General features: G+C 61.5%; 13 protein-coding genes and 1 pseudogene. 4 read left to right on the top strand and 10 right to left on the bottom strand.

The features are described from left to right. The first annotated feature begins 13 nt into the window (after positions 1-13). From QZ656_RS09765 to QZ656_RS09775, 3 genes are read left to right on the top strand one after another with little or no spacing between them, the layout of a single operon-like run. On the top strand, positions 14-481 hold the full coding sequence (locus QZ656_RS09765; RefSeq protein WP_291993195.1) for a helix-turn-helix domain-containing protein: 468 nt from the start codon (positions 14-16) through the stop codon (positions 479-481). Further along, entirely contained in the window at positions 478-756 is a 279-nt protein-coding gene (locus tag QZ656_RS09770; RefSeq protein ID WP_291993196.1) for a hypothetical protein, read from the top strand. The genes QZ656_RS09765 and QZ656_RS09770 overlap by 4 nt, the downstream gene beginning before the upstream one ends. Next, positions 753-2,831 (top strand): recombinase family protein, encoded by a 2,079-nt coding sequence (locus QZ656_RS09775; RefSeq protein WP_291993197.1) that lies wholly within the window; start codon positions 753-755, stop codon positions 2,829-2,831. Before QZ656_RS09770 ends, QZ656_RS09775 begins: the two co-directional genes overlap by 4 nt. Here the strand turns inward: QZ656_RS09775 and QZ656_RS09780 are convergent. The 10 genes from QZ656_RS09780 to QZ656_RS09820 all read right to left on the bottom strand — a co-directional run bounded on the left by QZ656_RS09780 (position 2,790) and on the right by QZ656_RS09820 (position 13,355). After that, complete coding sequence (locus tag QZ656_RS09780; RefSeq protein ID WP_291993198.1) at positions 2,790-3,299, bottom strand: hypothetical protein; 510 nt, start codon at positions 3,297-3,299, stop codon at positions 2,790-2,792. The two genes, QZ656_RS09775 and QZ656_RS09780, sit on opposite strands and share 42 nt — an antisense overlap. Before the next feature lie 166 nt (positions 3,300-3,465). Continuing rightward, complete coding sequence (locus QZ656_RS09785; RefSeq protein ID WP_291993199.1) at positions 3,466-4,461, bottom strand: ParB/RepB/Spo0J family partition protein; 996 nt, start codon at positions 4,459-4,461, stop codon at positions 3,466-3,468. A gap of 86 nt (positions 4,462-4,547) precedes the next feature. Then, positions 4,548-4,979 (bottom strand): hypothetical protein, encoded by a 432-nt coding sequence (locus QZ656_RS09790; protein ID WP_291991690.1) that lies wholly within the window; start codon positions 4,977-4,979, stop codon positions 4,548-4,550. A gap of 277 nt (positions 4,980-5,256) precedes the next feature. Beyond that, a complete protein-coding gene (locus QZ656_RS09795; RefSeq protein WP_291993200.1) occupies positions 5,257-6,144 on the bottom strand; it encodes a DEAD/DEAH box helicase in 888 nt (295 codons plus the stop codon). 20 nt (positions 6,145-6,164) lie between these two features. Beyond that, on the bottom strand, positions 6,165-6,755 hold the full coding sequence (locus tag QZ656_RS09800; RefSeq protein ID WP_291993201.1) for a hypothetical protein: 591 nt from the start codon (positions 6,753-6,755) through the stop codon (positions 6,165-6,167). Positions 6,756-7,102: 347 nt separating this feature from the next. Continuing rightward, positions 7,103-8,074 (bottom strand): AAA family ATPase, encoded by a 972-nt coding sequence (locus tag QZ656_RS09805; protein WP_169068491.1) that lies wholly within the window; start codon positions 8,072-8,074, stop codon positions 7,103-7,105. Beyond that, positions 8,074-9,711 carry an IS481 family transposase gene (locus QZ656_RS09810; protein WP_291993235.1) on the bottom strand — a complete coding sequence of 546 codons (1,638 nt, stop codon included), beginning with the start codon at positions 9,709-9,711 and terminating at the stop codon, positions 8,074-8,076. Before QZ656_RS09810 ends, QZ656_RS09805 begins: the two co-directional genes overlap by 1 nt. A gap of 23 nt (positions 9,712-9,734) precedes the next feature. Beyond that, entirely contained in the window at positions 9,735-10,397 is a 663-nt protein-coding gene (locus QZ656_RS09815) for a recombinase family protein (RefSeq protein WP_291993236.1), read from the bottom strand. Between the two features lie 406 nt (positions 10,398-10,803). Next, positions 10,804-11,568: a DUF1566 domain-containing protein gene (locus tag QZ656_RS24100; RefSeq protein ID WP_366522137.1), complete on the bottom strand. Its 765-nt coding sequence runs from the start codon at positions 11,566-11,568 to the stop codon at positions 10,804-10,806. Between the two features lie 509 nt (positions 11,569-12,077). Then, the gene (locus tag QZ656_RS09820) at positions 12,078-13,355 is read right to left on the bottom strand and encodes an ATP-binding protein (RefSeq protein WP_291993202.1); all 1,278 of its coding nucleotides are present in this window, start codon (positions 13,353-13,355) and stop codon (positions 12,078-12,080) included. 687 nt (positions 13,356-14,042) lie between these two features. On the opposite strand from QZ656_RS09820, the pseudogene QZ656_RS09825 reads away from it, so the two are divergent. Further along, positions 14,043-14,498: pseudogene (locus QZ656_RS09825) on the top strand (DNA-binding protein); the annotation flags it as partial.

A 14,498-nucleotide genomic window follows, 5' to 3' on the forward strand; every position in this document is an offset into this window, starting at 1 on the left:
ATTTAAATTACACATGGCCCACTCCTTCAAACCCGACCTCAAGCTCCTTGCGCTGGCAGAGAGCGGCACCGTGAATCCGCATGCGCAGGACGTGCAGGATGCCGCCTTCATCGGCAGCGATTTCTTCGATGCGCGGGATTTGGTGCAGGTGCGTTACGAGATGCTGCGTCGGGTACGCACCGAGGGTCAGAGCATTGCCGACATCGCGACGCGCTTCGGGGTCTCCCGGCCGACTTTCTACAAGGTCCAGGCAGATTTCGAACGGGCCGGTCTGGCGGGGCTGCTGCCGGCTAAACGGGGACCGCACGGACCGCACAAGATCACCGCCGAGGTGATGGCCTTCATCGAAACGGCACGCACCCAGGAAGAAGGCCTGGAGGCCCAGGTTCTGGTCGAGAGGATCGCGCAGCACTTCGGGCTGGCCGTCCATCGGCGGACCGTGGAACGGGCTCTGGCCCGGAGCAAAAAAAAACACCCATGAAAGCCGCTACGGTGATCGGTGGCCACACGCTGGCCGAGCGTTACGAGTCCTTGCGGCAAGACGTGGTCGAGTTGTGCGGGCGCGGTGTGCACGGGCGCGCGCTGCTGATGTTCAAAGGGATGGCGGCCTGGATGCGCGGCGCGGACGAGACCGCCCCGCGTCCGATCCCCGCCGCCTCGCCAAGTGAGTCGCGCTTACCGGCGGGGATCGAGCAGAACCTGATTCATCTCGTCGCCAACATGACGCTGGCGATGGCAAGGGAGAGCCAGCCATGATGGGTGAGACACACGCGAAAGTGCAGGCACGACACCTCAAGAGAAATGCCTATCTCTACGTGCGCCAGTCGACACTGCGCCAGGTCCTCGAGAATACCGAGAGTACCAAGCGCCAGTATGCTTTGCGCGAGCGGGCCGTGGCGCTGGGGTGGCGTCTCGATCAAGTCATCGTCATCGATTCTGATCTCGGGCAATCGGGCGCGAGTGCAGTGGATCGCGAAGGTTTCCAGCATCTGGTCAGCGAGGTCGGTCTGGGGCGGGCGGGAATCGTCATGGGCCTGGAAGTGTCGCGTCTGGCGCGCAATTCGACCGACTGGCACCGCCTCCTGGAAATCTGTGCGCTGGCCGACACGCTGATCCTGGACGAGGACGGGGTGTACGACCCGGCGCACTTCAATGATCGCTTGCTGCTCGGTCTGAAGGGAACGATGAGCGAAGCCGAGCTGCACGTCTTGCGGGCCCGGTTACGCGGCGGCATCCTCAACAAGGCACGCCGTGGCGAACTGGAGATGCGCTTGCCGATTGGCTTTGACTACGATCCGGCCGGGCGCGTCCGTCTGGATCCCGATGTCCGTGTTCAGGAAAGCCTGCGCCAGTTCTTCCGGACGTTTCGGCGCACCGGCTCGGCGACGGCGACGGTCAAGGCCTTTCGTGCCGAAGGGCTGAGCTTCCCGCACCGGATTTACCGCGGCCCCCAAACCGGCGAGCTGTTGTGGACTGATCTCGAACACTCGCGCGCGCTATGGCTTCTGCATCATCCGCGTTATACCGGCGCCTTTTGCTTTGGACGCACGCGCGTACGCAAACGGCCCGACGGTTCTTGCCAGCATCAACGGCTGCCGACGGAAGAATGGATCGCGCTGATTCGTGACGCCCACCCCGGGTACATCACCTGGGACGAGTACGAGCAGAACCTCCAGATCCTGCGTGACAATACCCAGGGGCCGGCCGCGGGGCGTGATCGGGGCCCGCCGCGTGAAGGGCCGGCGCTGCTACAGGGATTGCTGATCTGCGCCAAGTGTGGTGATCGCATGACCGTGCGCTATCACCTGCAAGGCGCACGGCGCGTGCCGGATTATCTCTGTCAGCACCACGGTGTCGCGCATGCCGAACCTATCTGTCAGCAGATCGTGGGCGGCGAACTCGACGCGGCCATCGGCCGCTTGCTGGTGGAGGCGGTGACCCCGGTCACCCTGGAGGTGGCGCTGGCCGTGCAGAAGGAACTGGAGAGTCGCTCCGAGGAAAGCGACCGCTTGCGCCGTCAAGCCGTTGAACGGGCACGCTACGAGTCCGATCTGGCACGCCGCCGGTATATGCGCTGCGATCCCGACAACCGCCTGGTCGCCGACTCGCTGGAAGCGGAATGGAACCAGGCGCTGCGCAACCAGACGGCGGCCCAGGAGCACTACGACAAACAGCGCGAGAGCGAGACCGGGCTCGACGACCAGCAGCGCGCCGCCATCCTGGCGCTGGCGAAAGACTTCCCGCGACTGTGGAACGATCCCCATACGGCTGACCGGGAGCGCAAACGCATGGCTCGCCTGCTGATTGCCGATGTCACCTTGCTCAAGGAGAGCGGGGTCCGGGCGCAAGTGCGCTTTCACGGCGGTGCGACGCACACGCTACACCTTCCCCCGCCCAAGCCGGCCTGGCTGCTGCGCCAGACACCGGCCAAGGTGGTGGCCGAGATTGACCGACTCCTGGAAGATCATACCGACGGCGAAATCGCCGCCTTGCTCAACGGCCAGGGCTTGCTCTCGGGCGAGGGCAAACCCTTGCATCGCCTGATGGTTCGTCACATCCGAATGGCCTATGCGCTCCCCAGTCGTCATGATCGCCTGCAGACACGTGGCTTGCTGACCCTGCATGAAATGGCACAGCGTCTCGACATCTGTTCGGACACCCTCAAATACTGGCGCCGCGCCGGCCTGCTCAAAGCGCACAAGTATGACGACAGGGGCGGCTACCTCTTCGAACTGCCTGATTCTGACACGCCGATCAAGCATCAACATCAAGGCAAAACCACAGGCAAATCAACCACCCGCGAGGGAAGTTTCCCCGCACATACCGCATGAGGTGCAATATGCAGCACACTCCTTGCGATCGGGTTTGTTCACCGCGTGCGCGCGGAAAGCGAAGCCCAGCGTGCGCGCCAGAGCGACCATCTCGGGTGCGAACACGGCCTCGTCGCCGGCCCCGGCGACGACGATCACGCTGGTATTGTCGATGACGCAGGTCGGGCAGCTGCCGGCCATGAAACGGACAGCTTCGAGCAGGAACTGCTTGGCTTCGAAACGCGTGAAACGCGGAAAGTACTGAACGAAGAGCCGCCGCGAATACGCCAGGATCAGTGAGGCGCATTGCGCCGTCAGCGGCTTGCCGGCCAGGATCACGCGATGCGGCGAGGTGTCGTGCTGCATCTCCTGGCCTGGGGCGAAGTAATACTCGCCGGCGCGTTTCGGCGGCGTGCGCAGATCGGCATCGCGGATCCAGCGGGTCAGCGTGCTGTAGCCCGGACGAAGGTCCAGCTCCGCGGCCAGCATCTCCTGGATCCGCACCCCATTGCCGCGCGCGCGCTCGAAGGCCGAGACCAGCCAAAGCCGAACCGGCGCTGGGCACGCGACAGGCGCCGGGCACGCGGCTGGCCGAGCGCCCTCTGCGGTATCGGGCGGGGAAGCCGCCGGATACCGCAGGATACGGCGAACGGTGTTACGCGAGAGCTTCAAGAGCCGGCTGATCTCGCGCAGCGCCAGACCTTGCTGATGCAATGTCAGCACGGCTTGATGAATTTCGGGCGATTTCATCGGGGCATACCTTCCTCAGGTGGCACTGAAGAGACGCCAGCGCCAATTGCAAAGCGCCGACCGCGGCGGTGACGGCGGGCGGCAGCTCCGCTGGCGAGGGCGCCAGGGCGAACAACCGCCGAGTCAAGCGGGCGCCCACCGCGTCGAGAATGCGGATGTCGGCCAGGACTTCGCCTTCCGGACCCTCGCGCAGGCTCTCGGCGCTCTTCTCGTCGGCTTTGGCGGTCAGCGAATTGAGCAACAGCTGTGGGGCCTCGACCATCCGCTCGCGCACCGTCCGCGAAGCGCCTTGATAGTGCGCGAACCAGGTCGCCAGCTGCCGGGTCGTCAGCGGCGTCGTGCGCAGGCTGGCCAGTAGTTGTTCGGCGTGGGCGCTGTTGGCGCGCGCCAACGGGCCGAGAATCCGCACCGCCGCCCAGGTCGAGACCTTTCCCTGGCGTACCGCCGTCAACACCGCATCCGAGAGGACCGTCACCAGTTGCAGGCGGCGACTGACCCAGCTCACGTCGCGGCCGCAGCGGCGGGCGATTTCATGCTGGCTCAGGGGGCCGCTGGCGATCAGTTCGCGCAGCAGCAGCGCTTCTTCGATCGGCGCAAACGCGCGGCTGCGGGTTCGTGCCAACACGCCCAGCAGGCCTTGCACCGGATCGCCGTCCCAGCATTCGACCTCGGCCGTATCCCGGCCGAGTTGCCGTAACGCGGCGACGCGTCGATAGCCGTCGAGCAGGATCGCCGAGTTGCCCTCGCCGGCGACCGCGATGCACGGGACGAGCTGGCCATTGACCGCGATCGATTGGGCCAGACGCGTGATCGCCGCCGTATCCAGCACGCGAAGATCGGCGTAGCGCAACTCCAGGCGGTGCAAATCCAGAGTCTGAGCCGTAGCGGCCGTGTGATCCATGCGCTTGACCTCCTATGGCATCCAGCCTAGCGAGGCGACCGCCGCAAGGCGATCGAGTCCTCTCTTTGCAAGCCGCGGCAGGGGCCTCAGGGCGAGGCGCAAGCGGCTGAAATAACGGTGATTTCGACCATCCACGCGTCCATCTTTGCAAACGACGCGTCCACCACCGGTGACAAACGGTAAGTGCCTGAGCGCAGCGGGATTTCCGGCTTTGACGCGTCCATCTTTGCAACGCCGGCCGGGGTGGGCGCGCGTTCCCGCTGCCGAGCCCGATTGCGTGCGACGTACTCCGGATGCTGCTCTCGATACGCCCGCCAGTAGTCGGGGTGACGCTCCGCCCAGGCCTTCTGCGCACGCTTCTGGTTATCGCGATAGTCGGGATCGTTCTGCCGCTTGGCCGCCTGCCAACGCCGTCGCCGTTCGCGCTGGCAGGCGGCGGCCGAACAGAAGCATTGGTCGGGGTTCTGCGGACGCGGCCGAAACGGCTGATGACACGCCTCGCACTGTCGGAATTCCATGACGGTTTCTCCCCACACGACGTCGTGCGGGAAGAATGGGCCTGGCCGGGCTTCCTGTCGCGCTGCCGGAGATCTGGCGAGGCCTGACCGCAACCTGGCGGCGGTCGGACTGCACTGACGCGGCGAGCTTGGCGAAGGGGCTCGACCGCGCGATCAGAAGGTCGGGCAGGCGGAGCGACGCGCGCTGCCGCGTTGCCAACGGGCGTGGCCTGCCGAACCAAGCTTGGGGAGTTACGAAGTTCGGCTCCGGGGAGCCGCTGCGGACCTCAACCAGGGCTCAATGGGTCACGCTTGATGGGTCAGCTTTGGTGAGCAAAGACGGGTCAGTTCCGGAGAGCGTCAAGGCCATGCCCGTGCTGTTGGGAAAGATCAGGTAATTGGCGTCCCGCAGCCGCTTGAACAGGCTCGCCGCGATCGTGGTGTGGGCGGCGTCGGCTGCGTTGCTCCCGTCCGGTGGTTGAGTCACGGCCGTCACCAGCAGCCGTAGGGATTTTGTTTCGGCTTCGCTGACGATCAGGCAAATGTCGTCTGCTTCACCCAGGCGGAGAAAATCCGCGGCCATACCCATGTCGCCCAGCGTGGCAGACAAACCAATTCGCTGCACCCGCCGCCCCAAGGCTTCCTCCAGGCGATGTAGCAGGGATTGCAGTTGCCGACCACGCTCGCAACCAATGAAACCATGCAGTTCGTCGACAACTACCGCTTCCAGCAGGCCGAACAAGTGCCGCAGTTCGGCACCCCGACGGAAGAAGAGGGACTCCAGCGACTCCGGCGTAATCAACACCACACCACGAGGCTCAACCACAAAGCGCTTCCGTGGTGCTTCCCCGATGTCGCCATGCCAGGGATACACGGGCAAGTCCAGACGCTCGCACAAGAGGCTCAGGCGTTCGTACTGATCGTTGATGAGTGCCTTCATCGGCGCCACATACAGCACCACGCCTTGGCCGTCGGAATTCCACAAGCGCGTGAGTAGCGGCAGGAAAGCAGCTTCGGTCTTTCCGGAGGCCGTGGCGGCGGCAATCACCACATCCTGCCGACCTTCGAGAATAGGAGCGAACGCCTCCGCCTGCGCGGGTCGCAAGCCAGACCAGCCCTGTTCCCACAGCCAGCGCTGTAGTGGTGGAGCAAGGAGACTGAGCGCAGGCGAGTCGGTGACGGCCACGTTTTGGGGCGACGAACGCGCTATTCCGCTGCGCGTATTAATTCAGTTAGCGTCTTTCTGCAAACCACTACGGCGTCGTCGATGTGGTCCAGTGCGATCTCTCCGGTCAAATCGAGTGCTCTTTCATTGATTTCGTCAATCACGGCCGCAGGAAGCAAATCGAGTGGTAGGAGCTTGGAGCGGAATTCTGCGACGCTGATCGAGTCCAAGTCCACCAACCACCGAGCAACTCTAATTGCTGGTGTGGCTGCGCTGGTTGGAGTCGCTTCGTTCAAGCACAGTTCCGGCTGAGTAGTGGGCTCAAGCGGTTCATTGCCCGTCGTGCCCAATAAGGCACGGAGTTCGCTCATCTCATGGGGGAATTGCTCCGGATGCCTTGTCAGGAGTTCTACCGCGGTGCGAACAACAGATTGCGCGTGATCGAAGCCAACTTGGAGGAATATAGGCTCAGGGGCAACTGCCCCGCTAGACGCGAGCGTAATCCGTCCGCCTTTCGTTGCGATGTTTTGTTGCGAATCTCGCGAACTTGATTCGAGCAGCTCGTCGTCAGCGGCTTGCTCCTTCGCTGACCTGCTGATGGGTTGCTCTATCGAGCACAGCCGATCAGACATGGGCTGCGCAGCCCGTTCCAACTCCAGAACTGTGGTGCACCGCTCAACCATATGGCCGTTACGCGCGGCAAGCCAAGCATAACGGACGTACTTGCTAGCTGCTTTGCGTAGTGAGCTTGACTTCTCCGAAACCAAAGAGAGAAATGCCTTAATCTCTGGGTCCGAATTTGGATAACTGTAGCGACGCAAAATGATGTCGGCCCAGACGCACAATCAAGGGGGCTTTCTGACGCAAATTAGTTGAGACGGATAGCGACTCCAGACGCACATTCGGTGATTCTCAAACCACATTACGTGAGACGGACGCACATTGTTGAGACGCTCAATCGCGTTCGCGGTGCGGAGGGTCACAGCGGCAGTCCCACTGCCCGCATCTCCTCGATTAGTTCCGTCGATCGCTGCGGATTCAGCGTGCCGCGCAGCAGTTCGCGGATCTCCACCGGCTTCGCTTCGAACTGTTCGCATAAAGCGCGCACGTCGTACCCGTGCCGCGTCAGTTGGGGTTCCAGATCATCAATGCGCCTCGACAGCACCGTCTCAACGATGGCGGCGTCGATTGGTTTCACACCGGCTTCAAAGCCTGCTTCGAAAGCGCGCACCAGGTGCCGCCCGATCTGCAGCGGGGTTTTGAGCCTTGCAGCCAGGAGGGTGGCCGCGTCGTCGGTCAGCACTGTGCCCGGCTCGACGCCCTCTTCGAGCGAGGCTTTCATCGCCCAGTCGATGTAGTCGCGCTGCCGGTCGCGCAGACCCCCAAACTCGAAGATGGTGGTCCGATCTCCCACCTCCTCCATCTTGGGGCGGCGCAGGTCGTTCTTGAGCTTGGGATGCCCGATCAGAACGATCGCCAACTGCCCGCCGCCGTCCACGACCAGCTCAAGCAAGCGTTTCAAGGCGGTCAGGGTTTTCGGGTGCAGGTCGTGCGCGTCATCGACGAACAGCGCGACGGGTTTCTTGACCTTGCGGAATAGCTCTTGCAGATCCCGCTCGCGCCGCTCCGACTGGCTCGATATCGTGACCGTCTTCTCCGTCGACAGATCGTAGAACAGTGCGGCAATCAGCAAGGGGACGGTGATTTTGGCCTTGTCCAGGGTCAAGGAGCGCGACACGATCACGCGCCCCTCCTTATCGAGGCTGTCGCGCAGGCGCCGCGCGAGCGCGGTCTTGCCGGAGCCGATCACGGCGGTCAGCGCGATCAGACGCCCTCCCTGGATCGCGGCTATCAGGTCGCGAGTCATTTGCTGGTGATGGTCGGTTTCGAAGAATCCAACATCCACGGGCGGACGCCTGAGGTGGTAGTGCCGCATGACTTCGGTGAGCATCAGGCGATTCCTCCTTTGCGCCCCGCCGGGAAGCGGGTGCGAATGGTTGCAATAATGACGGGCCGTGACAGGGTTTCCGCGAGTAGTTGCGTGATGAAGGCGCGGTCCTCATCGCCGAGCTTCGCAAGCGGCAAGCGCAACTCCTCGGCGATGGCCTGCCGAGCCGCTACCGCATTGGGGAAGGTCAGCTCGTGGAAAGGGTCCGGACCGTTGAACGGCTTCGCCGGCGGCATGAGCGCGGCGCTCGGCGGGGCGCACACCACAATGTCGCTCTCTCCGCTCACCGCAGCACGTGGGATGCTGATTTTCTCGGCCAACTGCGCCACCTGGTCGGCACGATGCTCACGCCGACTCTTGCGATGCTTGCGGTAGCGATGGATCGGGATCGGCCCGCCGACCGGCTGAAACGGGCCGTAGCGGTCGTCCCCCAGTTCTGCGAAGAGTTCCTGATCGAACAAACCCCACCATACGATGACTTCCTCGCCGGCCAATTCGGCATCCACCTCGTAGGTCACGCCCGCGACGGTCAGGCGGCAGTCGATCGCCACGGTACGCCGCTCCGGCTCGCGGGCGAAGGTGCAGAATCGTTCCCACGAACACATCGCCCGTAGCCCATCCGCGGGAAGGTGCGTAAGCCAGTCCTCCTGGCGGCTGTGGTCTTCGGTGCGGTGGTCCCGATGGTTGTACTTGATCACGTAGTTGACGAGCCAGCGATTGGCCTCCGCTTCGGTCGCTGGCTTGTGAAAGTGATACAGCGTCTCGTGCGCTTCCTTCACCGTCCGGAAGGGACGCTCCACCTTGCCCTTGCTGCGCGCCGTGGTGCGGCGACCGTCGCTATTGCGCGGCATATGCAGGATGACCTCGACGCCAAGGCACTCCATCACGCGGCGGAACACTGCCGACTTACCGACCGGCCCGTTGTCCAGTTGGATCGCGCTCGGGATGCCCTGCAACGGATTTCCTGCTTCCTCCTTGGCTGACATGGCGTTGAACAGAAACCTCAGCCCCGTCTCGACATCCTCGCCGTATACGCAGCGGTATTCCTGGTAGGCCACCCCCGAGCGATCGTCGACGACACTGAACAGCATCAGCATAGGCGCACCCTGCCGATCCGGATCGAGCCACGGTGGGGTTTCCAGCTCCTTCAGGTCTGACGGACTCATGTCGAAGTGCCACAGCGCATTTGCAAATTCGGCCTGGAAGCGCACGGCCGGTGGCTCGCGCGTCATGCGATCCCGGTCATAGCCCAGCCGTCGTAGGTGTCGGTTGAGCGTGGATTCCGACAGCCGACCTGGCGGAAGCTTCTCGAGTCCATCCGGCGTCTCAACACCGTACTCAACGAGCAGTTCGAGAATCCGGGCATTCGACAGGCAGCGCCCTTTTTTGTTGGTGGTGCGAACTTTCAGGGCAGCGACGATCTCGCACCAATGTTCGATTTCCACCGCCGGCATGATGCGCGGCTTGCCGCGATCTGCCCGGTGCGCGTCTTTCGGACGCCGATCGCCACGCAGAAGGCGATACAAGGTGGCGCGCGAGACCGCGTACAGGTTGGCCATCGAGTCCATCAGCGCCAGGCGCTCCGGATGTCGTATCGGCAAGGCTGCTAATCTGCGGCGCAAGGCCACGATCGCCTCCATCGGAACGGCGACGCCGGCGTCCACTATGTGCTCCGCTGAACAGTGAATGCCGTGTCTGGTGATTCGTCGCCCGTTCCGGTGCGCAGCAAAACAGTACCGGCGGCTTTCGGTGAACCATCACCGTTGACGTAGGTGTAAAGCGTGGTCGTCGTGATGCCCAAGCGCTTGGCGACGTCGGCAGTAACGGCCTTTGGATCCGACAGGGCTGCCATCGCCATGGTCAGCATTGCTCGATCCATCTTGCGCGGACGCCCACCCAAGCGCCCACGAGCACGTGCCGCCGCGAGACCCGCCTGGGTGCGCTCGGCGATCAGTTCGCGCTCGAATTCGGCGAAGGCTGCAAAGATGCCGAAGGCCAGTCGTCCATTGGCGGTGGTGGTGTCAATCTGCGCCCCGGCGCCGGTCAGCACCTTCAAGCCGATGCCCCGCACGCGCAAGTCTTCGGCGGTGTTGACCAGGTGTCGAAGATCACGCCCCAGGCGATCCAATTTCCAGAGGACGAGCGTGTTACCGGGCTGAAGTGCCTTGAGGCAAGCGATCAAGCCAGGACGCGCGTCATTGCGCCCTGAAGCCAGGTCTTCATAGATGCGCTCGGGGTCGACGCCCGCAACAAGCAGTGCATTGCGCTGCGGAGCTACCGTCTGGGAGCCATCGGACTTCGATACCCTGGCGTAACCGATTAGCAGCACTTCTTCGCTCCGTCAGGAAACAAGGAGCATAGGATGCAATCTTGTGTTGATTTTAGCAACGGGTTTTCTGGTGACCCGTCGGAGCAAAAAGCTGCCGCCTGCTGCCCACCAGAAAACCGACCGTTTTCTTGGCGAGCCCACCTGTGAAATGGCGGGGGTGAGCCTCCCGAGCCGCGTACGAAAAGCGAAATTCATCCAGACGTTCGGTACCGAGATTTCGTGAGCCCGCCGCCGTGACCGTCTGTGCCGCGAACACGGTTGAGCGTCTCAACAATGTGCGTCCGTCTCACGTAATGTGGTTTGAGAATCACCGAATGTGCGTCTGGAGTCGCTATCCGTCTCAACTAATTTGCGTCAGAAAGCCCTCTTGATTGTGCGTCTGGGCCGACATCATTTTGCGTCGCTACAGATAACTTCCGGTCTCCGTGGCCGGAAGCCTGAAAAGCCCGCATTCCAACCCACACAGAACTACGGTGCGGAAAAAAAACTCTCCGCCAATTGTGCTGGCACGGGCAGCACCTTGTAGCGCGAATGGTACTCCGTGTTTCTCGATTGACGCGGCTATTACCGAGTCAATCCGCTCCGTCATCACGGTCCTCGTCGGTAGTTCGGTTTGCCCTCTAAACAGTAAGGGCGTCGTCTCAACCAATCCTGACGTCGTCACTGACTGCCCACGCCTTACAAGACGAATCAAGTGAGATTCACGACGATCTCTGGAGACACGTTCTCCAGTCTTGAAATCGACTGCCCACGCGTTTCGCGGATTACCATCATGAGGTGACATGGTCCAACAACAAAAGCGCATGACGCTTGGAAATGCCAACGTATTGACTGGAGGGCTGTGATTTGGTTCGACGATCCCATAAAGTTCGTCAACTGTCGGCAATCGCCAGTCGTCATGCCCCGCAAATGAATGACGTATAGCAACTGCTTCACTCCAGGAATGGTCGCGCCAAGTTCCGAATGGTTGACAACCACTCCAAGTCTGTCCTAGCACGAACCTAGTCCACATTAAACCGGTGCGTAAGTCGGTGACCGTGCCATCACCGTTGTCGACGAAGTTGCCGAAGGCTTGCGTGGGAGAGGGTATTGTAGGGATGTGGCTTATTGTTCCGGTGTCGGATGTGCTTTTCCGTGGGAAATCTTGGGAGTTTTGGCGTTGGGGCACAACTTCCAACGATCGGGGGAAGTCAATGGTTACTAGTTCCCCTCTTGAACCACACCAAGGAGCCGCTTCTGGGCAGCGTGCGCCCGCTCGGTCATTACCTCTTTGTAGTTCGGTGGCCAGTGCGTAGCCAAGGCCGTGAGCCCATTGTCAACCCGCAACAATACTCGAGAAAGGGCAGCAGGCAACTTCTTCAACTCCACCACGTCGTGAGGTCCATCTGGTCATTGATGTCGGTGGCGATCGGGTTGTTCAGGCGGCCCCGATACCCTCGGTGTCGAAGCGGGGCTCAACAGGTAGAAGAGGTTCACCTTGGATCTGGTCACTAGCAGAGTGCGCTCTGTGCATCGCTCAGCCCCAGGGTGTGAACTGGAAGTTGACGTACTCTCCCCAGCCTTGAGGTCTTCTGATGTTAAGTCCTGCTTGTTTCATGCTACTCCCCTACGAAATCTGTCTTTTTACGTCGCCACGTTAACAGGCGCACCAATCAACGATTCGGTCTTCTGAATCGATTAGATGATGAGCGTTTTCAAATCGCTACCAGCATCTTCGTCGTGTTTCACTTCCACTTGTCTGACCAAGTCCTTCCACTCGATCGCTTCATTCTGCTCAAGAACGGCCAGCAATCCAACGAACGCCTTGATCGTGTCGCGGGGTGTGCGAAAGGTGGCATCGCCGATTCGTTGCTCACAATGGCTCATGAAAGCAGATAGCGCTTCGGCAGGAAGCGCCACGACATCATCTTGCCCGCTGTGATACACGCCATTCACTTTGTCCAACAGTGCGACGAACTGATCCCGGGTGAGATTGGCGAGACGAAGCACCGGTCCGGTGAGATCCACCAAACCGTTCCGTGCAAAAGGATTGTCGGTGAGGCGGGATTGTAGGGCTGGGTAGCTGTAGAGGCCACGCCGCGGGTCGGTGAGGAATTCCGGAGTGCCGCCAAGAATGAAGCCGAGGCCCTCGGCGCTGCCTTGCTCCAGGTCGTTGAGGATACGAAGAATCTGCTCGTAGTTGTTGTTGCGCGATACTGGATTGGGGAGTTTGTAAAGATTGACCATTTCGTCAAGGCAGATGAGCAGGCCTTGGTAACCCGCCAAGCGACAAAAGCGGGCCAGCAGTTTGAGTTGATCATAGAGCGCGGCATCACCGATGATTTCACGCACGCCCAAGGCCTGCTTGGCGTCGGTCTTGGCACTGAATTCGCCGCGCAACCAACGAATGGCACTGGCCTTGAGGGTGTCATCGTCCTGTTCGTAGGCGCGCCAATAGGCGGCGATTACCATGGCGAAGTCGTAGCCCATGACGAGCTCGGTCAGGTTTTCCAGCCGCTCGTGGATGATGTCTTCTGGCTTGACTTTGGTCTTTCGTGCCTCAGTCAAAGCGGTGGTGATGAACTTTTCGACAACCGTGGTTAGCGCTCCGCCCAAGGGCTTGGTGCGAGTGGCCATGTTCTTCATCAACTCCGCGTACAGGCTTCGGGCTTCACCACCGGAGGCTTGCAGGCGTCGGCCTGGGTTCAGGTCGGCGTTGGCGACCACCAGCTGACGCCCCATCGCTTCGCCGCGGATGAGATTGAGGAAGAAAGTTTTGCCGGAACCATATTCCCCGATCACCAGACGGAACGCTGATCCGCCGTCGGCGACGCGATCTAGATCCTTGTCGAGAGCGATCATCTCGGCGTCTCTGCCCACCTGGATATGCCGCGCACCAAGCCGGGGGGTCACCCCTGCACGCAAGGCTTGAACGAGAGCATCGCGTTCGCGGGGGCGGAGGGGTGGACTGAGCATGGTAGGTGGCGAGGTTATCCTAAACAGATGGACGCATCTTACGCTTAATGGAATGGCAACGTACTAAGATAAACATGCCAAACGCTTGCTCTGCAGTCGGCGATAGATTTGCATTTGCCATTCGGCGTCGACTAGCCCGTTGGCACAAGCAATCGAAACATTAGACCATGGTTGCCATTGGGTTAATAGCGCATCCGATGGTACCGCAAAATTTCACTGTGCTCGGATGCGCGAGATGGTGAACCGGGTTGCTCTTCCCCAAGTTCTGACGCGCCGTTCTACTCAGCCTCGTAAACCAGAAATAAGGGTTTAGGTCGTTTCGTGTGGAACCGACCCCGATGGGGCGGGTGCCCTCTGCCGAGCCCTGCGGGCACCCACACCACTAGCCCCCGAGGGCGGGTGAAGTTCTCCTCCGCCGGATGGGCTCCGGGTGCTGGCCGCGAAAAACCGCAACCAGCCCCAAGCCCTTGAGCGTTTTGGACGCAGTAAAGGGTTCGCTTCGCCGGGCTACGCCCGCCCTTGACAGCGCTCTCAACGCCCCACGACGCCGCTTCTCTCGGTTAGCGCGTGCGCAGGCTGCCGAGGTATGCCGACGTCCGTTCCACATGAAACGACATAGAGCCAAAAATAAGAAGAAGAATAAGCAGATGCTATTATGCATTATTTGATGCCGAAGGAGCCGCGAACATGGATCTGAACAAAGACACCCGCGACCAGCATTTTCACTGCCGCTGACTCGCTCTATGAGCAGGCCGGCCGGGAATTTCCTTTCCTACGGTGGATGCGGTCCGTAAGGCGTCCAAGGTCAACATGAACGATGCCGCTACCGCGATGAAGCAGTGGCGACGCGCTCAGACTGCCCAGGCGGCGCCGGTAGCGATCACTGTTCCGGATGCTGTCCATCAGCTTCATAGCCAGGCGCTGGCCGCCTTGTGGCAGTCCGCCCAAGACACGGCAAACGAATCGCTGCGTGCTGCGCAAGCCGGGTGGGAAGCCGAGCGGGCCGAGGCGGAAACGCTCAATAAGCAACTTGGCGATGCCTACGACGCCCAGGCAACCGAGTTGGAGACCGCATGCCGGCAAATCGAGGAGCTAAGCGCCATAATCACGCCGCGCAGGAGCGCTCGACCGAACTCGCGGCAT

This window comes from Candidatus Accumulibacter sp. ACC003 (assembly GCF_907163085.1).
Taxonomy (GTDB): domain Bacteria; phylum Pseudomonadota; class Gammaproteobacteria; order Burkholderiales; family Rhodocyclaceae; genus Accumulibacter.

What these genes read in the sequence shown, in the direction of transcription:
- QZ656_RS09765 (WP_291993195.1), top strand. Translation starts at nt 14, where the DNA reads ATGGCCCACTCCTTCAAACCCGACCTCAAGCTCCTTGCGCTGGCAGAG.
- QZ656_RS09770 (WP_291993196.1), top strand. Translation starts at nt 478, where the DNA reads ATGAAAGCCGCTACGGTGATCGGTGGCCACACGCTGGCCGAGCGTTAC.
- QZ656_RS09775 (WP_291993197.1), top strand. Translation starts at nt 753, where the DNA reads ATGATGGGTGAGACACACGCGAAAGTGCAGGCACGACACCTCAAGAGA.
- QZ656_RS09780 (WP_291993198.1), bottom strand. Translation starts at nt 3,299, where the DNA reads ATGCTGGCCGCGGAGCTGGACCTTCGTCCGGGCTACAGCACGCTGACC.
- QZ656_RS09785 (WP_291993199.1), bottom strand. Translation starts at nt 4,461, where the DNA reads ATGGATCACACGGCCGCTACGGCTCAGACTCTGGATTTGCACCGCCTG.
- QZ656_RS09790 (WP_291991690.1), bottom strand. Translation starts at nt 4,979, where the DNA reads ATGGAATTCCGACAGTGCGAGGCGTGTCATCAGCCGTTTCGGCCGCGT.
- QZ656_RS09800 (WP_291993201.1), bottom strand. Translation starts at nt 6,755, where the DNA reads ATGTCTGATCGGCTGTGCTCGATAGAGCAACCCATCAGCAGGTCAGCG.
- QZ656_RS09805 (WP_169068491.1), bottom strand. Translation starts at nt 8,074, where the DNA reads ATGCTCACCGAAGTCATGCGGCACTACCACCTCAGGCGTCCGCCCGTG.
- QZ656_RS09810 (WP_291993235.1), bottom strand. Translation starts at nt 9,711, where the DNA reads ATGGAGGCGATCGTGGCCTTGCGCCGCAGATTAGCAGCCTTGCCGATA.
- QZ656_RS09820 (WP_291993202.1), bottom strand. Translation starts at nt 13,355, where the DNA reads ATGCTCAGTCCACCCCTCCGCCCCCGCGAACGCGATGCTCTCGTTCAA.